The organism is Azoarcus sp. CIB (assembly GCF_001190925.1).
Lineage (GTDB): Bacteria > Pseudomonadota > Gammaproteobacteria > Burkholderiales > Rhodocyclaceae > Aromatoleum.
On record NZ_CP011072.1, the window covers coordinates 2,056,999 to 2,077,363 of the forward strand.

Sequence of the window (20,365 nt, forward strand, 5' to 3'; positions counted from 1 at the left end):
AAGCAGCGCTCGGACGAGTCCTACCTCTGCCTTGGCTACCCGATATCGACCACGGAGCTTTGAATACACGGAAACTGGCAACCAGCGCTTCAAAACAAGTTCAATCGTCATGGGTTTCAGATTCAGAAAAAGATTAGCCGTGGAGGGACAAACCGGGCGATGACCGAACGCTCTTCGGCCTCCAGTGGCTTAAGCCACGCCATGAGCGCGAGAAACGCGAGCGCGAATCCTGCGCCTTGCACCACTTGCATCGTCGGCTGCTTCAGATAGGCTGCACCAACGGCCAGCGTGCCCCCCCACAGAACCACTTTCAGCAGGCCCTGCCATACGACAGGGAGGCGAAACCCGGAATAGCATAGGAGGAACCAGACCGCCGCGATCCAGATGAATTCGGCTGCGATCAGGCCCGCAATCACTCCCGTCAGACCAAACGCGTGCCCTAAGACATACGCCATTGGCAAACCGGCGCAGGCCAACACGGTAGCAATCAAATTGGCGTTGGGCCGCTCCAGCGTCACGGCAATCAGACTGAGCATGAGGTGGGCCGTCTGAAACCCCACCAGCACCATCATCAGCGACAACAAAGCCCCTGCCTCGGGGTACTTCCCGCCGCTGAGCAAGGCACCGGCATTGTCACCACCAACAACGAAGAAGACGAGCAGGAAAAGTATGCCCAGAAGATTGGATTTCAGCGCCAGGACGGCCACCATGGCCAGCTGTCCCAGGTCGCGAGTGGCAACGTAACGCGAGACCATCAGCGGCCTGATCCAGCCAATCAGCAACTGTGCGGGCAAGTAATTTCGGAGCATGTCCGTCAGCGACTGCGCGAATCCCAGCACTGCGGTGTATTCGAAGCCCAGCGTTTTCGCAACGAGCAGCTTGAGCACATTGGCGCCGTACACCTGCCCGAGTACCTGTACGCCATAGAAGCGCAACGCCACCGCCCACATGCCGGGCACATGGTAGCTCTCGTCGCCCCCTGCATCGCGCTTGCGAAGATAGGCGGCAAGCACGAGCGAACCGATCAACGCCGACACGGAACACACCGCCAGTTCGACGATCAGCATCTGACCAACATCGAGATCCTGACCATTGGCCAACAATAATGCTGCCGCCAATGCTTTTCCCGCATTTCGCAACACGGCAAGTGATTGGGACCACGCCTGCAGAAGAAGGGATCCAAACAGTTCGTCCAGATACCGGTAAAGAACACCGACGATCAGGAAAAGTGCGGCTCCCGCCCCGAGGAACGCCGCATCATCGAAGAGCCGTTGGTCAAGCAATGTTTCCCAGTAGGTCGAAACGATCCATCCCGTGATTACGCTCGCAGCAGTCGCCGACCAAACACGCAGGGCATAGACGCGCTTGACGAAACGAGCGAAGCAATCGCCCGACGCCTTGATCCGGAAATCCGGCACATAGCGCTGGGCAATTGCAGACAGGCCGAATCCGGTTGCCAGATAATAGATTTCGACAAAGGCAAGTACGGAGACGTAGATGCCATAATCGCCGATCGGCATCGCGCGGACGATCAGCAGCAGTCCGAGCACGCCGGTGACGGCGGCCGCGCCGCGGCCGACCACAAAATGCACCAGTGCAATGCGCGCCCGCTCGACGCTGTAGTGAGACCGGCCCATATGCTAGCTCGCCTCCATGCCTGCAGCGAACGGCTCTCGAAGGACCGTAGATTCCAACGGTAATAACGGATCATGGCGCGGATGGAATATCCCGCGCGCTATTGCGGCAATAACGTAATGCCAGTGATACAGTGACAAAGCAACATGCCTAAGGTCACGCTTTAACGCAAGCAGCCCCATGCACATGCTGAGGCCAGCGAGCAACCAGATACCTAGCAATTTCAGGCGCAATTCGTCCGAAGCAACAGCGGCAGCGATTACAACGATAAGCCAATAAGCTGCCGTCGCACAGGGACGTGCAAATAGATTTACAGCCTGCCAACGCCACGGTCGAAATAGCGCCCCACGAACGAAGACGCCGGACGCCATTGCGCGCCCCGACCGCCACTGGTGCGCGAGCAAAGTCCACGCATCGACATCGTGTCCCGTATGCTGCACCGCAGGCACGTCAATGCGCAGCAATCGCCATCCGGCGGCACGAAGACGCATGCCCAGTTCGGCCTCCTCATAGGCAAGCAGATTCCGATCAGCAGCATAGCCGCCAGCCTCGACGATTGCTCGACGCTTATACACCCCGCCGCCGTTCAGCCAGTTCGCAAATCCGGCACGCGAGGACAGACGGTTCTTCCTGCGAATCCGATCAATCCCATTGCGCAAACGAGTATCGGTCAGTATCCCCGCAACACCCGCCAACCGCGCATCACCTCTGAGCGCTGCGAGGGCAGACGGTAGGAACCCCTTTTCGATGGTCATATCCCCATCCACGAAGAAGATGTACGCTCCCTTCGCATGCTGATAGGACAGCTGCACGCCCGCGCCGCAGCCGCGGTCTGCAGGGTTGCGCATCCGCACGACCCGGACGGGATAGCGCGACGCAATGTCCACGGTGGCATCAGAGGACAGCGAATCAGCGACGATGATCTCGTACGTAACGCCGGCTTCGTTTCCAGCCTGAATCGCTGACTCGATGCATGCGCCAATTTTCTGCTCTTCGTTATAGGTCTTTATGGCGATAGTCAGCGTGACCTCATCGCCGCAACCAGTGCGCGAGTCAGCCATCCAGTTGCCCCATTTGCGTGGAAGGCAACTGCGCAGAAACGAACATTAGATAGCCCATCATCATTATCATGATGACTTGTGATTGTGGAATGTTTGCAAAGTCAGTGTTATAAAATATCTCCGCGCCATACATTGGCAGCATTGCAGCAAAGGCTGTACCTGTAGCGCGCTCCTCTACTGAAGCGGCTGGATTCCTGCATACCCGCAAGGCCATGCGGCCTGCCGCAACAAACATGAGGAGCACAATGGTTAATCCAATAATTCCGATTTCCCAGAGAAAAACCGTCGCACTACTTGCATCCAATCGATACATATAGCGAGCCGCCGTCTCCCCGACGACAGTCCCCCCTACCCGCGATGCCCCAATTCCGTGACCGAGTAACATTCGCAGCGGATCATCGAGACTGTGCTGGGCGCTCCAGAAAACAAGTGCCGAAGTCCTGGTCATATAGCCGTCACGCGTATTTACGCTGGATGTATCAGTCGCGCGACTGATCATCGTCTCGACGTAGCCGTCGATTGACTGCCCCGCACGCGTGCGGTCGCTGGAAAATTGGGTCATGTAACCCCACGTCAGCGCCAAGGAAAGCAGAAGCACGCCTGAAACCAGCACAAGGCCCTTGAACGGGCGTCGAATCAACTCAACGCGATAGAGCAAGATTATGCTTATCGGCAAAACGATCAGGGCTACTTTGACCTCTGACATGGCGATGGACGCAATTGCGCTCGACACGACAAGAAACATGAAGCGAAGGCGAATGATCCCGGAGCGCCAATAGGAAATCGAAAGAACGATTGCAAAGACAAGAAAAAACGCCATGGCGCCGCTGGCGCCACCACCATCCGGGTTTCCGCCAAATAGTCCAACTACTGCATCCCACGCCGAAGAGCCCCGACGCTCCGAAGCAACCACTAAGCGCTGATACAGCACCATCGGGAGCTGGAGTGGCGCAAGCCACAGCAGCGCAATCCACATGCGATGGAGATATTCTCGGGTGAGAAAGCCCAGAGCCGCAACAAAAAACAGCGACCACAGACATAGGTACTCCTTGACGCTGACAAGCACCTGAAGCATTGGCGATGCATTGACGGCTGTCGAAAAAACAATTGCCGAGACGTAGGCCATCATCAAGAGAAGAAAGCCATTGATACGGATTGGCCGTTTGTCATATTTAGAACCGGAGCCCAAGTTATCGGTAATTAGCCGCATACCAATAAGCACGCCAAGCCCGTATGGCAGCCAAAACGCCTTGTTGATCAGCAGTAAATATTGCAACTGACCAACCACAAGAAACGTTACAAACAGGATGCCCGCGACCAGCAGATTGACTGGCAAGAAAATAACAAGCACTCCGGCCATTCCAGCCGCAATAGCCGCGCCGAATATTGCCCCGTTGACCGCTATTCCATAGCCGGAGATACCTGCAATCACGAGTGCAGTAAACGAAAGCGCAACTGAAAATTGTTGCTTTGTAACTCGAATGCCGGAATCCCGGACTAATGCAAATGCACGCATACGCAACCTATTTAAGTCCAAAAAGTTGCGTGCGATGTTCGGGGCGTACCGCCGAAAGCAAATCTTCCGCAAATTGCACTTGAACATCGTAAGCATGTGCGGTGCCAGCATCAATTGAAGACAATCGAAGGAGCATTCCGTCAGGAATCTCCCCGCCAAATCCGTAACTCATTTCTACGAATTTCTTATGCATTCTGCTGGATATCACTCGGTCACCAACAGTGACCCAGTAGGTAACTGGTTCCCGGCGTGCCCCTAAACTCGTCTCAAGTCTTGTGACCGGAACGTCGCCCGAACTCGTCCTCAATACAGCAGTCTGCTTCGCGTGCAAAGAGAATCCCTGCGCTGGATAACAAACTTCCGGCTTGTGCACCTGCATCGAATCGCTTTGATTGCTGCCGTATGCGACAGAAAGCATGATGCGGTAGCCTTCGGAATTGACATAGGTACGCGACAGTGTCTTGCTGTAGATCTTGTCGATCGTTTGCTGCTGCTGTGGATCGACAATCTGGGGTGTACTGCGCAGTTCTTCCCGCCAATCGCCAAACGCCGTGGGGATCATCACTTCAGGATCAACGGAGGGTGTGGTGTCCGCGATTTTCTGCGTCGGCCGCAGACCATAGGCCCCGCCCGCCGCGAGCAGCATGAGGACTAACATTACCAGCGCACTGACGCGGCTTTTCATGCCTGAAGCGCTCCGGCCAGGGCAGATTGACGCCGCCCCGTGACGACGCGCTTTAGCAGTAAATCTACCGCCATGATGATCATCAACGCACTAGCAAACAGCATCATCCCCGCAAACCCGTGCATGAACCCCTGCCCCGCCGCGTCGCCGTAATAGAAGGTGATCAGCGTGAGAACCATCACGCGGATCACGTTCGCGGCGAATGAAATCGGAACGATCAGGATGGCTAGCAGGGCGTTGCGCAGTGCCGAGTCGGAATGGGTTAATTTGAGGTACAGCAGCCCCAAGGCCTCAAGCGTGAATAGCGTGTGCAGGCCGGCGCAGGCATCGGCGACGAGGAGCTTGTATTGCCCGATCTGGAGGATGACGCCGCTGCGGGCGATGGGGTAGCCGGCCCAGTAGAGAACGTTTTCCGCGACGTTCGACACTGCGAGCTTCATCGGCATGGTGACGGCGTCGACGACCGCGCCGGGCAGCGGGATCATGAAGACCATGAAGAACAGCGCGAACCATTGCGCCTTGACCGCTTGCGCTCCGCGCAGGATGAGCGCGACCGCAGCGAGCACCCAGGTGAGGGAGCCGATTTCGAAGATGAGAATGTCTTGCGAGCGGCCCAGGATGTACAGCAGCAAACCGAAAACGAGGATGGGCCAACCAGCGGCGGCGGTCGGCCGGTCGGCGCTTCGGCGGAGCATTTCGGGCCACTGGCGGTAGAGCAGCCAGAGCGAGACGCCAATCACGATGGGGCCGTGGGCCTGTTCCGCGGTGCTCCAGATACCCTTGAACAGGTCGATGAAGCTGGGAACGTAGAGGAAGGACAGCCCTGCGAGGACGATGAGCCAGGGCGCGAGCGGTTCGGCGGCGGGTGCCGGCGCGGAGGCCGCGAGCGTCGAGATTTGCGCCGGGGGACTCATGGGACGGCGGCCTCGTTCAACCGGCGTCGTTCAGCACGCTGCCCACAACCGTGATGCCGGCCTGATGCAGCTCACCCGCGAGATTGCGCAACGCGGCCGTGCGCGTGCTGTGCGGGCGCGCGACGAGCAGGGTGCCGCCCACGCGGGCGGCGAGGGTAAAGGTGTCGGCAGTACTGCCTGCGGCCGGCGTGTCTACGAGGATGACGTCGTATTCCTCGGCGTATTGCTTGAGTAGCGCCGCAAAGGCCGGGCGGGAGATCAGCTCCTGCGGGTTGGGTGGCGTGGCGCCCGCGGGGAGGACGGAGAGGTCGACCAGTGCGGGCACACGGCGCACGATCTCTGCACTGCCGCGGCCGGACAGCGCTGCCGAGAGGCCCATGCGGTTATCGACGCCGAAGAGCAGGTGCTGGCGCGGATTGCGCATATCTGCGTCGATGATGAGGGTCCGCTCGCCGAGCTGCGAAAACACGACCGCGAGATTCGCGACGAGCCAGGAGCGCCCTTCCTCGCGCCCGGGGCTGGCGATGGCGAGGCAACGGCGGCCGGCGGCCGGGTCGAACCAGCGCAGCATGAGCTGGCTGCGCACGGCGCGCAGCGCTTCGACCTGCGGATGGAAGGGGTTGTACGCGGCGACGACTTCGTCCGCGACTCCGCTCTCCCCACGCTGCAGGTATGGGTAGTCGAACTGGCGCGAGAGTGCGAACTGGATATCCTCTTCGGTGACGAGACCCAGCTTGCACGCGGCGTCGCCGAAGCGCAGGCCGCCGTCACGCTGCAGGCGGAGGATTTTCTCGGCGTCTTCGGCCTTGAGGCGACCGGCGTCGATGAGGATGGCGCCGATTGAGCGTTCGGCGTGGCCGAGGTTCTTGGAGCTGATGGGGGCGTTCATGTGAGTCTCACGCGCGAGCGGGGATTATGCCGAGCAGGGGTGCAGCTGCGCATTGCTCGATGTCTTCGGGACCACGCACGCGCTGGTCGACGAGCTCGAGCAGCAGCGCGGAGCCGAGGCCGAGGAGCGTGCCGAGGAAGACGGCTAGCGCGAGGTTGAGCGCAGTGCGCGGGCTCGAATGCTGTATGGGCGCCGTAGCCGGCGTCAGAACCGCGATGTTGGTCTGCTGGGTACGGCTTTCCAGGCTGGCCTGGGTCAGACGCTGGGCGACGAGATCGTAGGCACGTTGGGCCGATTCGACATCGCGTTGCAGGACCGCGATCTGGTCGCGCCTTTCGCGCAAGTCGAGGACGCGCTTCTTCTGCGCTTCGAGCGCTGCGCGAAGGTCCGACTCCCGCGCCACGTTTACACGCGTGGCCGTTCCCATCGAACTGGCAATACGTTGGGACTCGGAACCCACCCGCTCACGCAACGACCGGATTTCCGCTTCGATGCGGGCGTAGTCCGGGTGGTTTTTGCCGACGCGCGAACTGAGTTGTTCGCGTGCGGCCTCCTGACGCGCGAGTTCGGCCTTGAGTCCCTGGATCAAGCCGCTCTGGAGTACTTCGGGCAAGGTTTCCGCCGAACCCGATTGACTCTGGCGGGAACGGCTGTCCATGCGCTGGGCCTCGGCGACAACGAGTTGGCTGGAAATTTCCGCCAGTCGCGCATTTTCGACATCGAGTCGCCCGTCGGCCGGAACGATGCCGTGCTGCAGCTGGTAGTCGGAGAGACGCTTTTGCGCAGCCTCGACCTTTTCACGTAGCGGACCGCTCTGCTCGTCGAACCAGCGGGCGTACTGTCGCGCGGGCTCGACCTTCAGCTCGAGATTGATCTCGATATAGGCCTGAGCGAACGCATTAGCCACCGCCGCGGCAAAGTCGGGGGCGTTGCCGGTGAAGGCGATGGTGATGACATTGCTGTCGCGCGAAGGCCGCACTACGAGCTTCTTCTGCAGCAGGTCCGCGAGCCACACGCGCAGTTCGCCGCGGCCGTCTGTATCGGCCTGCCACTGCTCGCGCACCGAGGGAGCTTCGTCCATCTTGAGCAGTCCGACGACTCGCTCGGCAACGCGACTGGAATTGATGATATCGACCTGGGTGGCCATGTAACCGGCCAGCATCTGAACCGGCAGTGCGGCACCGACGATCGGGTCTGGCGATTTGACGTCGATCACGAGTGCCGTTTCAGCCGTGTACTGGCGCGGGATGATCAGGCTCACCAGCAGCGTGGTGGCGACGACCACGCCCAGCACGCTGGCGACAACGAGCCAGCGCGCGCGCAGGATCAGGAGAAACTGGTGGAAAGTCATTCGAGGGTCTTCCGCGGGGAATCAGGGCTTGCTTGCTGCCTGGTGATGAGGGATTTCAGAAGAGGCTTTCGCGAACGTAGATCACATCGTCGGGGCGAAGCAGATCTTCGAGTGCAGGCTCGACGATTTCGAGCAGTCCTTCCGCATCGCGCCGGTGGACCTGCAGGCCGCGCAGCGTTCCGCGCTGATTGATCCCTCCCCCGGTCGCGAGCGCTTGCATCACGCTCATGTTCCGCTCCAGGCGGAAGGCGCCGGGACGCTGGACCTCGCCGTAAATGTAGAACGTGGGAGCGCGGTGGACGTAGAGGATGTCCCCGCCGGCAACAGGAACGTCGTTTTCGCCGCCCTTTAGAAACAACGCCGGAATGTCGATTTCGCGGCGCATCGTCTTGCCGTCGCGAACGCCAGTCAGCACTACGGTGTCAGCGCCGGTGGGAGCAATTCCGCCGGCTGTGGCGAGGACATCGGAAAGGCGGAGATTCGCCGTTTCAAGCGGGTAACGCCCCGGACGACCAACCAGACCGATCACGGAGACCTGATTGCCGCGCATCTGCATGGCCAGGACGCTGACTTGCGGTTGCAGGACGAACCCGCCTTCACGCAACTGTCGTTCGATCTGACGCTCGACAGATCCGGCCGACCGACCACCGACCGCGACGCTCCCGAGCAGCGGAAAGCTGATCAGACCGCCTTCCGATACGCGTGCCTCGGTCGTGAGGTCAGGATTCTGGTAGACGGTGACGCGGATTACGTCGCCCGGCCCGAGCATATAGTCGCCCGACTGCGCCGGAACATTGCGGGCAATTTCGGCCATGGCGGGCGAAACGACACCCAATGCGAACAATAGTGACAGGACGAGGAGAATGATTGCCGTAAGCGACCGATGGCTCATGCGTGTTCCTGGGTACGAAAAGAAAGTGGCAAAGTTGCTGCACACGCGCTGGTGCGCATAGCGTCACCTGAGCCCGCCGACACCCTTGTCGAGTGTCGTGGGACTGAGTGCCTGCGTCGCGGGAGTGGTTGCGGGGCTCCCCGGCGTCGGGGCGGCTTCCTCCGTGCGAGAGTCCGCCGTGCGACCTTTCGGATCGAATTCGCCGACATATTCGATTGCAGCGCGCTGTCGCAAATCACGCAGGGCTTCACGTGCGACTTTTTCCCGCGTGCGATTGGTGAGGTAGCGCTCGATCAGGGGGGCAGCCGAGGCTTCGTCGATAGGCTGTTCGCGTGCCCCAATCAACTGGACGATTAAGAGGGAGCCTAGCGAGGACAGCACGCCGAGCTGCCCCTCCCGCATCGTGGCCAATCGCTTGAGGGCGTCGAGCGGCAGGTCTTCAGCCGGCCTTACGCCGGAATCGGACTTGAACGGGATCTGCTCGCGGCGCAGCCAGGCTGCAACTTCATCCAGAGTGACCGCCTTGTCCGCTTCCGTCCTGATATCGCCTTCGCGGCCGGCAGGAACCGATACGCGCAGTTCGCGCAGCGCGTATACGCGACGCTTGCTGAAGAGTTCGGGGTTTTCGAGGTAGAAGCGCTGAACTTCCGCCGTGCTCGGCGTCGGCGTCTGGGCGGTGAGTCGTTCCACGTATGCACGCGAAAGCACTTCCCTGCGCACTGCATCCACCGCCGCCATCACCGCAGGATCTCTGTCGATTTTCTGCTCTTCGGCTTGCGCAACCATCAGCTCCTGGTCGATAAGCCGCTCGAGCGCGAGGGCTCCCGCCTGCTTGACCTGATCGCCTGCAGCGTTACCGAGCCGTGCGAGTTCGGCGCTTAGCTGATGCACGGTTATTTCGTACGAACCGACCCGTGCAGCGACCTGCGACGCGGGCGGCGACTCGTTTCGTCCTCCGCATCCCGCAAGAGCCACAAGCGCGAATGAAAGCGCCAAAGAGCGTGCAAAGTGTTTCATCGTGTCGAAGCAATGGTCAGAAGCGCATCGGCGGCAGCGTGCCGCAGGAATCGGAATGTGTGCGGCGATCGGTCTTGCCCATTTCGGAAGCCGCGACAAAAGGACGTGCCGTACGACACCGAGTGCCGACGGCTTCCACAAAAACACACCTTCAGGAGAAATTTCTGAGCAGTGCAGAACCGAATCAACGCAGACGAAACGGTGTCATGTCCGCATGCGGGACGCGGTCAGCGTTTGCTACGCCGACCCGCCATCACAACCACCATGCCGAGACCGGCCAGGAGCATTGCGTAGACATCGGGCTCTGGAACGGGTGGGATGACATTGGGGTTTCCGCCCGCCGCGATCGCGACCGGAATCCCGCCGGCGCTGGTGGCAAGTCCGCTTACCGCCGAACCGATTTCTGCCCCGAAACTTCCCGGCGCCGACAAGCTCGACACGACGCCGCCGCCCTGCCCCGTGACGGTGGAGTAAATCACTGCACTGAAGGCAGCGTTTTCGTTACCCGAGTTACCGTTCGCATCGGCGAAGGCGCCTCCTGCCAGCATGAAACCCACTACGCCAACCACTGCCTGTCTCAGCTTCATCCGCAAATCTCTCTCCACAAACCCATCTACCGACAAGGACACGCTTCTGCTACGCACTGCTCTCGGTTCACGACGAGGCGCGGACATGCTGCATTGCGAAACAACATTTTACATATTTGTATGCAATATTGTATCGGCCTACGCAAAATAGATGCAGTGACACTGATCTAGATCAAACGGCGATCGGCCGTGTCGCCCGGGATGACGGAAACAGTCCCGGGCGACGTCCCGAATTTCGAACTACCGGACGGCAGCACGCCGCCGGGCAATGACGCCAACCATGCCCAGACCGGTGAGTAGCATCAGGTAGGCCTCCGGCTCGGGAACAGGCGCAACCGGTACGACGCCGAACGAGAGCTTGGCGGCCGAAACGTTCACGGATGCGAAATTGTCGGCACTTCCACCGTTGGCTGCGAGAAACATCGACAACCCCACGTTCGCCGACTGTGCAGCCAATCCAGTAACTTCCGGGCTTTCCCCTTCACCAAGGGTCCAGCTTCCGTAACCGATACCGTTGCCGGATGCTCCCGAGCTCCCCGAAAACGCCTCAATCCCGACGCTGTCATAGGGCGTGACGAAAAGGCTCGTTCCCACGGCCGTCTTCGCGCCCGCTCCCAGCAGTGCGTAGCTCCCGCCATCGACAAAGCCTACCGAGTCGAGCTGATACCCTGACCAGGCAGACACGGTCATGTTGAATGTTCCGACCAGGGTGCTCCATGCGTTCGTAATGGACGAAACGCCAAATGCCGTGGGATTGAAGGTGAGATTGTTTCCGACGAGAGTCGGTGCACCGAAAAGGCTTGAAACGGAATCGTCCCAGCTAACGCTAAAGCCCCCCCCGTTCAGACTGATCGTCGCAGCACTCGCACTTGCCGAGATTGCAGCGCTCGTCAGCGCCACGACGAGGGATTTCATTTTTACCGCCATGCAGATTGCCTCGCTTTGCCATGAACCGGATTGATAACCAGGCACCGCACACAGCCCGAATGCAGGAGGCGAGGACGCATCTCGTCGTCGATCGCCGACTCCAGCCAGTCATGCCGTCGGTGCTTCTATACTTGCGAATGGCATTTTGGCATGCAAAAAGCAATACCGCATCAGCCGTATGACATAGTTGGGGCGGTCAGAAGCGGAGCTTGGCGCTCAGGAATGCGCTTTCAGCCCCATAACCCGGAGCAGCCGCCGAGGCGAAGCGCCGCTCACTTCGCGCTCCTAACCGGAGTACGACGACGCGAACCGGGGTCCACTCGACGGCGACGCTCACGGCACGTGATTTGTCATCCCGGTCGGCCGCCGCTGAAGCAAACGGGTCCCCGCCATAGTCGCGCGTCAACCATTCAAGCTTTCCCCGTACCTGAATCTTGCTGCTCACAGCCCATGTGGGATCGACGGAAACCGCCCGGGTGATCACGAAATTGTCAGCAACGTCCTCGCGGGCGCCGATCTCACGCCGCACCGTAACCCCCAGTCCGATCTTTCCGCTTGGCGCCCAGTCATAGGTGAGGCGGCCGGTAAAACCGCTGAAGTTCTTTTCGCTTACGTGCGGGTACTCGCGCCACGTGTACCCGACGTTGCCGCTGACCCGACTGTGGCCACTGGCCATCCAGTTCGCCCGAAGCAGGAGATCGCGTTGCTCGTAGCCGGTCACGGTCGATTCGCTGCGCAAACGTCCGGGGTAGCGGCCAGTGGCGCCTCGCGCGACGAGTGCAAGCGTGCTGTCCGCCGGCGAGCGGTAATGCGCAAGCGCCTCGAATGCGTCCTCGACGTACTCGGATCCGGAGGACCGCGGCTCGTCATAACGACTGTCCGCGCGCACCCAGCCGATGCCCACCGCCCACCGAGGATCAAGCCGATAGCGCGCGTCCGCTGCATGCCGGCGGTAGGTATTGACGCTGCGCGTGGTCGTGCCACGGTCGGCAAAGCTGCGCAGGCTCTCCGATTGTTCGGTCGTGACGGTTCCGCTCCACTGCTTACCCAGCCCCCACATCCACGTCCCCCGGCCATTCTTCGCCGTGAAGTCCAGGTGGTTGAACTCGAGATAGTCGTTGCGACTGATACCGAGTTCGCCGACGAGTCGCTGCCTGCCGTAAGTGCGGTCGAAAGTCGCCGACAGCGCCGTCACGCTAAGGGTGTCTGAACGCTGCCTGACGCGACCGTCTATCACCGGGCGGGTATCGTCTGGCATGCGGAAGAGATTGTCGTCGCGCACAAGTTCTTGCGAGATGACAAGTCCGTGCGCATCGCTGTCGGCGGCCAGGACGGGCGGAACGAACAGGGCAACGAGGGCCATTGCGGCTGACGCCGGACCCACACGCCGTGCAGCGTCAGGGATTGTCATTGAATGCGAAAAGCATATTTCGATGATTTTTATGACATTTCTTATTTTTCGCATGCTCCCCGCCTGAATGACCTTTGCATCGCTTTACAGTATGCTGTTAGAAATTGTAAGGCGCACCTTTTACCATGTTTGCATCAAGCTACAAACACGGCACGCTGTGGCGGGGGTCATTTTCCGCAGTGCGTGCGATCGAGTCGTTACTCGATCCAGCGGCGGCCACTGCACTGCTCTTCGTCGTGGCTGCCGTGTTCGGCGAGCGCTTCGGTCCGGCGTACGTGATCGTGGGCCTGGTCTCCTTTTCGCTCATTTTTCCAGGTGATTTCCACCTTCACGACACGGCCCGCCGCATGCTGCGCAAGACGCTCACGTCGTGGCTCCTCATCTCGGTTGTATTGCTCGCCTTCGGCTTCACCAGCGGTTACGTTCATTATTTCCCGCGGGAGGTCGTGATCGCGTGGCTCGCCGGCCTGCCGTTCGTGTGGCTGATTACACGGTGCGCAGCACGCATGGTGCTGTCGCAGGTGATGGCGTCCACAAAACTTCAGCGCCGGGCCGTTGTTGTCGGATGCAACGAGACCGGGTTGCGCCTCGCACGCGAGCTCGAGCACGACCCGTTCAATGGCATTGCGTTCGCGGGGTTCTTTGATGACCGAGAACGCGAGCGGCTCGACGGGATCGGGGACAGCCCCATTCTGGGTACCATGAGCCAACTGGCCCAGTTCGCCAAGGAACATTCGGTCGACCACATTTATGTCGCCTTGCCGATGGCCAGCCAGCCAAGAATTCTCAAGCTCCTGGACGATCTGAAAGACACGACCGCATCGATCTACTTTGCCCCGGACATCTTCCTCACCGATCTCATCCAGGGACGCCTCGATCATGTGGGCGGAATGCCGGTCGTGGCGGTTTGCGAAACGCCATTTACGGGCTTCGACGGCATGGTGAAGCGGCTGTCAGATATCGCCCTGTCGGTGCTGATCCTGATCCTGATCGCGCCGGTGATGCTCGCAGTAGCTCTCGCGGTGAAGCTGTCGTCACCGGGGCCCGTAATATTCAGACAGCGTCGCTACGGGCTGGACGGCAAGGAGATCACCGTCTACAAATTCCGCTCCATGAGCACTTGCGACGATGGAGGCGACGTGCGCCAGGCCACTCGCGGTGACCAGCGGGTTACACCCGTGGGGGCGGTGTTGCGCCGGACTTCACTGGACGAACTACCTCAGTTCATCAACGTGCTGCAGGGGCGCATGAGCATCGTCGGGCCACGCCCGCATGCCGTCGCGCACAACGAAACCTACAGGCGTTTGATCAAGGGTTACATGGTGCGCCACAAGGTCAAGCCGGGTATTACCGGCTGGGCACAGGTGTGCGGCTACCGCGGAGAAACAGACACGATCGAAAAGATGGTGAAGCGGATCGAGTTCGACCTTCAGTACCTTCGAACGTGGTCGCTGTCGCTCGATCTGTGGATCATCGTAAAGACGGTGCTGCTGGTCGTCCGTGACCGCAACGCGTATTGAGACACTGTGTTTTTGGGGTGCTGCGGAAGGGGGGCTGCCCCTCCCGCAGGGATGCTCCGTGACCCGGTCAGGCCTTTGCGAAAGTCATGCGCCCTCCCTTGGTCCCGACCAGGATTTTGTCCTTCGCAGCAAACTGCCCTTCCAGGATCGCTCTGGCCAGCGGGTTCTCGATCTGCTCCTGAATGGCGCGTTTTAGCGGTCGGGCACCGAAAACCGGATCGAACCCGACCGTCGCCAGCTCCTCGAGAGCCCCGTCGGTGACCTCGAGTGCCATATCCAGCCGCGCCAGGCGCTTCTCGAGATACTGCAGCTGGATGCGCGCGATGCTCGCGATATGGCGTGCATCGAGGGCATGGAACACGACCACCTCGTCGATGCGATTGACGAACTCGGGCCTGAAGAATGTCTTGACCTCGGCCATGACGGCGAGCTTGATGACCTGATAGTCGTCGCCTGACATGTGCTGGATCATCTGGCTGCCGAGGTTGGAGGTCATCACGATCACGGTGTTCTTGAAATCGACGGTGCGTCCCTGCCCGTCGGTCATCCGCCCGTCGTCGAGCACTTGCAGCAGCACGTTGAAGACGTCGGGGTGGGCCTTCTCGACCTCATCGAAGAGGATGACGCTGTAAGGCTTGCGACGTACCTGCTCCGTCAGGTAGCCACCTTCCTCGTACCCCACGTAGCCCGGAGGCGCACCGATCAGGCGGGCGACCGAGTGTTTTTCCATGAATTCGCTCATGTCGATACGGACCAGATGCTCTTCCGAGTCGAACAGGAACTCGGCAAGCGTCTTGCAGAGTTCGGTCTTGCCGACGCCGGTGGGGCCGAGGAAGAGGAAGGAGCCGTAGGGACGGTTCTCGTCGGACAGGCCCGCACGCGAACGGCGGATCGCATCCGACACGAGCCGCACTGCTTCGTCCTGCCCAACCACGCGCGAATGCAGGCGTTTTTCCATCTGCAGCAGCTTCTCGCGCTCGCCCTGCATCATCTTGCTCACCGGGATGCCGGTTGCCCGCGACACGACCTCGGCGATCTCCTCGGCTCCGACCTGCGTCCTCAGCAGCTTGAACTTGCGTTCGCCACTGCCTGCCGTCTCGGCCGCCTTGAGCTGCGCCTCCAGTTGCGGAAGCGTGCCGTACTGCAGTTCGGCAAGCTTGTCGTACTGACCTTTGCGCTGCATCTCGGCCATCTGTGCGCGCAGTTTCTCGATCTCTTCCTTGATGTGCTGGCTGCCCTGGACGGTGGCCTTTTCCGCACGCCAAATCTCGTCGAGGCTGGCGTATTCGCGCTCAAGCTTTTCGATCTCGTCGCGGATGAGAAGGAGACGTTTCTGCGAGGCCTCGTCGGTTTCCCTCTTGACGGCCTCCTGCTCGATCTTGAGCTGGATGAGCCGGCGTTCGAGCTTGTCCATCGATTCCGGCTTCGAATCGATCTCCATCTTGATCCGCGCGGCAGCTTCGTCGATGAGGTCGATCGCCTTGTCGGGCAGGAAGCGGTCGGTGATGTAGCGATGGGACAGCTCTGCTGCCGCTACGATCGCCGGGTCGGTGATGTCGACGCCGTGATGGAGTTCGTACTTTTCCTGCAATCCGCGCAGGATTGCAATCGTGGATTCGACCGAGGGTTCGTTAACGAGCACTTTCTGGAAGCGACGCTCCAGGGCGGCATCCTTCTCGATGTACTTGCGGTACTCGTCGAGTGTCGTGGCGCCGATGCAATGCAACTCGCCGCGCGCGAGTGCCGGTTTCAGCATGTTGCCCGCATCGATGGCGCCCTCGGCCTTGCCGGCACCGACCATGGTGTGGAGTTCATCGATGAAAACGATGATGCGCCCCTCTTCCTGGGCGATCTCCTTGAGTACGGCCTTGAGGCGCTCTTCGAACTCGCCGCGGTACTTCGCTCCCGCGAGCAGTGCCGCCATGTCGAGCGACAGCACGCGCTTGCCCTTGAGCGTTTCGGGTACTTCGCCGTTGACGATGCGCTGCGCAAGACCTTCGACGATCGCGGTTTTGCCCACGCCCGGCTCGCCGATCAGGACCGGGTTGTTCTTCGTGCGCCGCTGCAGGATCTGGATCGCCCGCCGGATTTCGTCGTCGCGGCCGATGACGGGATCCAGCTTGCCGGCGCGGGCGCGGTCGGTAAGGTCGAGGCAGTATTTCTTCAGCGACTCGCGCTGCCCCTCGGCATCCTGACTACCCACGGACACACCGCCACGCACCGCCTCGATTGCGGCTTCGAGCGGCTTGCGCGAGAGTCCGTGCTCCTTGAGCAGGCGTCCGGTATCGCCCTTGTCCTCGGACAAGGCGAGCAGGAACATTTCGCTCGCGATGAACTGGTCGCCGCGCTTCTGCGCCTCACGGTCGGCGACATTCAGGAGATTGGAGAGGTCGCGGCCGATCTGCACCTCACCTCCGTGACCTTCGACCTTGGGCAAGCGCGTGAGGAGCTTGTCCAGTGCAGTCTTGAGCGGCGGGACGTTTACGCCCGCACGTTGGAGCAGCGAAACCGTTCCTCCATCTTCCTGGCCCAGCATCGCGAGGAGCAGATGGACCGGCTCGATGAACTGCTGGTCGCCGCCATTGGCGATGCTCTGTGCATCGGAAAGGGCCTGCTGGAATTTTGTGGTGAGCTTTTCGAAGCGCATGTGACCGTCCGTTATCCGATTGGGGTTGATCGAGATATGGGGCCTTCGCGTGGCAATTCAACCTTCAGACCGCCGGGATATGATCCATTATGGTCCGCCATCAGGCGCTTGTACCCGATTTCGGCACCAATGGACTTGCTGCGTTGCAGCATCCGTGATCAAATGCTTGGGATAAGCTTTCAATGGCACGGCGTCTCTTGTCTAACGTGCTATGTTGAAAGAATTCAGCAGAGGCAGCAGAGGCCTCGACAATTTTTCAGCGCTCGTGGAGGAAGAACATGGCGATCAAGCAGGAACAGTTCAACGAAATTCAGAAGAAGAACTTCGAAGCGGCGATGCGCCTCGCGCAGATGTCGATCGAGAACTCGCAGCGGATCATGGAGCTTCAGGTCGCGACCGCCAAGAGCCTCTTCGAAGAGGGCGTGCAGAACGCCAAGGCGCTCTCCTCCGCCAAGGATCCGAAGGAAGTTCTGGACCTGCGTTCGCACTACACGCAGAGCGCAACCGAGAAGATGCTCGCCTGCGCCCGCGAAATGGCCGAGCTGGCCAGCCGCACCCAGGCCGAGGTCGGCAAGCTGGTCGGCGAACAGCTGTCGACCGGCAGCAAGGACGTGTTCGAATCGATGCAGAAGATGTTCACGGGCATGCCGATCACCGACCAGAACGCCATGTCCGCGATCCAGAACGCCATGGACACGACGCGCGCGGCCTTCGAGCAGATGACCCGCGCCTCGACCGAGGCCTTCCAGCTCTTCAGCCAGCAAGGCAAGGGCAAGAAGTAATCCGCCCCTGAGCAAGCACAACGGCGCCCGCGGGCGCCGTTTTCATTTCGGGCTGCGGTTCGGGCTGCGGGAATGCCTAGCGGCTGCCCTGCTCCCAGCGCGCCGCTGCAGAGTCGTCGCTGTCACGGGCATCGACCCAGCGCGCCCCTTCAGGAGTCTCTTCGAGTTTCCAGAACGGCGCACGCGTCTTCAGGTAGTCCATGATGAATTCGCATGCCGCAAAGGCTTCCCCGCGGTGCGCACCGGCGACGCCGACGAACACGATCCGGTCGCCGGGTTCCAGCCGCCCGAATCGGTGGATCACCCTGACGCCATACAGCGACCAACGCGAGCGCGCCTGTTCGGCGATGTCCTCGAGGGACTTCTCCGTCATTCCCGGATAGTGCTCGAGCGTCATTGCGGCAACGTTCGAACCGCCGCTCACGTCGCGCACCAGGCCGAGAAAGGTCGCGACCGCACCAACCTCGTTGCGTCCGGCCGACAAGGCCGCGATCTCCGCCGCGACGTCGAAGTCTTCAGCCTGCACGCTTACCGTCATGATTCAGCCTCCGGTCACCGGGGGAAAGAAGGCGATCTCGTCGCCGGGCAACACGGGGTCGGCCGGCGCAGCCATGCGCTGGTTGCGCGCTGCGCGGACGTTTCGCCCCTCGCCGAGCGCGTTCCACTTCTCGCCACGATCGGCAAGGAAGGAACGCAGTTCGCCGACGGTCGACACCCCCGACGGAAGGACAAAGCTCTCCTCGGCGCACCCGAGTGCGTCCTTGAGTGAGGCAAAGTACAGGATCTTGACGGTCATGGTGTCAGCAAAGCAGTTGGCCGTAGGGCAGGAAACGGATCATCTCACCTTTTCGGATGGGAGTTTCGGCCGGGACATCGGCCAGCCCCTCGGCCCACACGATGGAAGACAGCGCTGCGGCGCCCTGGTTGCCGTGGATCTCTACTGCGCCCGAATCGTTGATGCGCGCGCGAAGGAATTCGCGCCGCCGGTCGGGTCTCGGCCAGTCGAAATCCGCACGTAGCGTCAGCGCTTTGGGAATCACCGACGCGGCACCCTGCGTTGCGAGGATGAAGGGACGAACCATCAGCAGGAACGTGACGAAACTGGACACCGGATTGCCGGGCAGGCCGATGAAGGCTGCGGTACCCACTTGACCGTAGGCGAGCGGCTTGCCCGGCTTCATCGCAATCTTCCACAGATCCAGCGAACCCTCGGCCTGTACCGCAGGCTTGACATGATCTTCCTCGCCGACCGATACGCCGCCGCTGGTCAGGATCAGGTCGTGACCTTCCGCCACCTCGCGCAGCACCGCACGCGTCGTATCCAGCCTGTCGGGAACGATGCCGAAATCGGTAACGGCGCAGCCCAGCTGTTCGAGAAGCACGCGCAGCTGAAAGCGGTTGGAATTATAGACCCCGCCCGGCGGCAGCGATTCGCCCGGCATCACGAGCTCGTCGCCGGTGGAAAAGAGCGCAACCCGCATCCGGCGTACGACGGCAAGCTGGGCGATGCCGACCGATGCGGCAAGTCCGATTTCCTGGGCGCGCATGCGGGTCGCCGCGGGCAGGACCACGTCACCAGTGGCAATTTCACTGCCGGCGGTGCGCATCGCCTCTCCGGCGCGGGGCGCATGGTTGATGATCACCTCGTCGCCGGCATGCTCGCACAGCTCCTGCATCACCACCGCGTCCGCTCCGGGCGGCACTGGTGCACCGGTAAAGATGCGCGCCGCCGTACCGGGCTGCAGCGTCGTCCCCACGCTGCCTGCGGGTATGCGCTGCGATACCGGCAGACGCGCTCCGGCAGCGACCACGTCGCGACTTCGCACTGCGTAGCCGTCCATCATCGATGTGTCGAGCGCGGGTACCGCGAACGGGGACCGCACGTCGGCCGCGAGCACGCGCCCGTGCGCCATGAGCGTGTCGACCATCTCCATTTCGCGGATCGGCCGGGCTTTCGCAAGCAGGCTCGAAAGCGCTTCGTCAAACGGCAGCATGTCAGGATTCATGACGGGACGAGTATTCGATGATGAAGCGGACGATTTCGTCCGGTTCGTTGAGTGGCAGGAGGGGCACGGGACAGTCCAGCGGGACGTCTGCAGCGACCGCGACAACGTGAGGATTCTCTTGCCACAGGGGCGGCTTGCCGTGAGCGGGGCGATGGACTTCGATCTTCGGCACCGGCGCGGCCTTGAAGCCCTCGATCAGGACGATGTCGCATGGCGACAAGACGCGCAGCTGATCTTCCAATGTAGGCTCCGGTGCGCCCCTCAGTTCGTGCATCAACACCCACCGGTCGTTGGACAGCATCAGCACCTGGCTCGCACCCGCTTCCCTGTGGCGGTAGGAGTCCTTGCCCGGTTTGTCGAGATCGAAACCGTGATGGGCGTGCTTGATCACCGACACGGCGAGTCCCCGGGCGTTGAAGCCGGGAATCAGCTTTTCGATCAGAGTCGTCTTGCCCGAGCCGGACCAGCCGGCGATACCGAATACGATCATCGTGTTGGCGTCTTCCATTGGCGGAAATGAAGAAT

General features: G+C 61.0%; 19 protein-coding genes. 2 read left to right on the top strand and 17 right to left on the bottom strand.

Features of this window, described 5'->3' with window-relative positions; translation table 11 throughout:
- Positions 1–122 precede the first annotated feature (122 nt).
- The 12 genes from AzCIB_RS09090 to epsL all read right to left on the bottom strand — a co-directional run bounded on the left by AzCIB_RS09090 (position 123) and on the right by epsL (position 12,837).
- Positions 123–1,637, bottom strand: a complete 1,515-nt coding sequence (locus tag AzCIB_RS09090; RefSeq protein WP_050415598.1) for a lipopolysaccharide biosynthesis protein — start codon at positions 1,635–1,637, stop codon at positions 123–125.
- A 3-nt stretch (positions 1,638–1,640) separates the two neighbouring features.
- The gene (locus tag AzCIB_RS09095) at positions 1,641–2,696 is read right to left on the bottom strand and encodes a glycosyltransferase family 2 protein (protein ID WP_050415599.1); all 1,056 of its coding nucleotides are present in this window, start codon (positions 2,694–2,696) and stop codon (positions 1,641–1,643) included.
- Positions 2,689–4,212, bottom strand: coding sequence for a hypothetical protein (locus AzCIB_RS09100; protein WP_157058471.1), 1,524 nt, complete (start codon positions 4,210–4,212; stop codon positions 2,689–2,691). The genes AzCIB_RS09095 and AzCIB_RS09100 overlap by 8 nt, the downstream gene beginning before the upstream one ends.
- A gap of 7 nt (positions 4,213–4,219) precedes the next feature.
- Positions 4,220–4,897: an exosortase-associated protein EpsI, B-type gene (gene epsI, locus AzCIB_RS09105; RefSeq protein WP_050415601.1), complete on the bottom strand. Its 678-nt coding sequence runs from the start codon at positions 4,895–4,897 to the stop codon at positions 4,220–4,222.
- Positions 4,894–5,811, bottom strand: a complete 918-nt coding sequence (gene xrtB, locus AzCIB_RS09110) for an exosortase B (RefSeq protein ID WP_050415602.1) — start codon at positions 5,809–5,811, stop codon at positions 4,894–4,896. Before xrtB ends, epsI begins: the two co-directional genes overlap by 4 nt.
- 16 nt (positions 5,812–5,827) lie before the next feature.
- A complete protein-coding gene (gene epsG / locus AzCIB_RS09115) occupies positions 5,828–6,700 on the bottom strand; it encodes a chain length determinant protein tyrosine kinase EpsG (RefSeq protein WP_050415603.1) in 873 nt (290 codons plus the stop codon).
- Between the two features lie 7 nt (positions 6,701–6,707).
- The gene (gene epsF, locus AzCIB_RS09120; protein WP_050415604.1) at positions 6,708–8,051 is read right to left on the bottom strand and encodes a chain length determinant protein EpsF; all 1,344 of its coding nucleotides are present in this window, start codon (positions 8,049–8,051) and stop codon (positions 6,708–6,710) included.
- A 55-nt stretch (positions 8,052–8,106) separates the two neighbouring features.
- Positions 8,107–8,943: a polysaccharide export protein EpsE gene (gene epsE / locus AzCIB_RS09125; protein ID WP_050415605.1), complete on the bottom strand. Its 837-nt coding sequence runs from the start codon at positions 8,941–8,943 to the stop codon at positions 8,107–8,109.
- Between the two features lie 63 nt (positions 8,944–9,006).
- Positions 9,007–9,960, bottom strand: coding sequence for an EpsD family peptidyl-prolyl cis-trans isomerase (locus AzCIB_RS09130; RefSeq protein WP_083446941.1), 954 nt, complete (start codon positions 9,958–9,960; stop codon positions 9,007–9,009).
- 227 nt (positions 9,961–10,187) lie between these two features.
- Positions 10,188–10,547 carry a PEP-CTERM sorting domain-containing protein gene (locus tag AzCIB_RS09135; protein WP_050415607.1) on the bottom strand — a complete coding sequence of 120 codons (360 nt, stop codon included), beginning with the start codon at positions 10,545–10,547 and terminating at the stop codon, positions 10,188–10,190.
- 240 nt (positions 10,548–10,787) lie between these two features.
- Positions 10,788–11,462 (bottom strand): PEP-CTERM sorting domain-containing protein, encoded by a 675-nt coding sequence (locus tag AzCIB_RS09140; RefSeq protein ID WP_198149653.1) that lies wholly within the window; start codon positions 11,460–11,462, stop codon positions 10,788–10,790.
- Between the two features lie 208 nt (positions 11,463–11,670).
- Positions 11,671–12,837, bottom strand: a complete 1,167-nt coding sequence (epsL, locus tag AzCIB_RS09145; RefSeq protein ID WP_050415609.1) for an XrtB/PEP-CTERM-associated polysaccharide biosynthesis outer membrane protein EpsL — start codon at positions 12,835–12,837, stop codon at positions 11,671–11,673.
- A 173-nt stretch (positions 12,838–13,010) separates the two neighbouring features.
- Here epsL and AzCIB_RS09150 point away from each other — a divergent pair, with 173 nt between their 5' ends.
- Positions 13,011–14,405, top strand: a complete 1,395-nt coding sequence (locus AzCIB_RS09150; RefSeq protein ID WP_050415610.1) for an undecaprenyl-phosphate glucose phosphotransferase — start codon at positions 13,011–13,013, stop codon at positions 14,403–14,405.
- 67 nt (positions 14,406–14,472) lie between these two features.
- Here the strand turns inward: AzCIB_RS09150 and clpB are convergent, their stop codons facing one another.
- On the bottom strand, positions 14,473–17,052 hold the full coding sequence (clpB, locus tag AzCIB_RS09155; protein ID WP_050415611.1) for an ATP-dependent chaperone ClpB: 2,580 nt from the start codon (positions 17,050–17,052) through the stop codon (positions 14,473–14,475).
- Positions 17,053–17,330: 278 nt separating this feature from the next.
- Here clpB and AzCIB_RS09160 point away from each other — a divergent pair, with 278 nt between their 5' ends.
- Positions 17,331–17,834, top strand: coding sequence for a phasin family protein (locus AzCIB_RS09160; RefSeq protein WP_050415612.1), 504 nt, complete (start codon positions 17,331–17,333; stop codon positions 17,832–17,834).
- Positions 17,835–17,910: 76 nt separating this feature from the next.
- Here AzCIB_RS09160 and moaE read toward each other — a convergent pair whose 3' ends face one another.
- The 4 genes from moaE to mobB are packed head-to-tail and all read right to left on the bottom strand — an operon-like array spanning position 17,911 to position 20,330.
- Positions 17,911–18,372 carry a molybdopterin synthase catalytic subunit MoaE gene (gene moaE / locus AzCIB_RS09165; protein WP_050415613.1) on the bottom strand — a complete coding sequence of 154 codons (462 nt, stop codon included), beginning with the start codon at positions 18,370–18,372 and terminating at the stop codon, positions 17,911–17,913.
- Between the two features lie 3 nt (positions 18,373–18,375).
- Complete coding sequence (gene moaD / locus AzCIB_RS09170) at positions 18,376–18,630, bottom strand: molybdopterin converting factor subunit 1 (RefSeq protein ID WP_050415614.1); 255 nt, start codon at positions 18,628–18,630, stop codon at positions 18,376–18,378.
- Positions 18,631–18,634: 4 nt separating this feature from the next.
- Positions 18,635–19,840, bottom strand: a complete 1,206-nt coding sequence (locus tag AzCIB_RS09175; protein ID WP_050415615.1) for a molybdopterin molybdotransferase MoeA — start codon at positions 19,838–19,840, stop codon at positions 18,635–18,637.
- On the bottom strand, positions 19,830–20,330 hold the full coding sequence (mobB, locus tag AzCIB_RS09180; protein WP_157058588.1) for a molybdopterin-guanine dinucleotide biosynthesis protein B: 501 nt from the start codon (positions 20,328–20,330) through the stop codon (positions 19,830–19,832). The genes AzCIB_RS09175 and mobB overlap by 11 nt, the downstream gene beginning before the upstream one ends.
- Positions 20,331–20,365 lie beyond the last annotated feature (35 nt).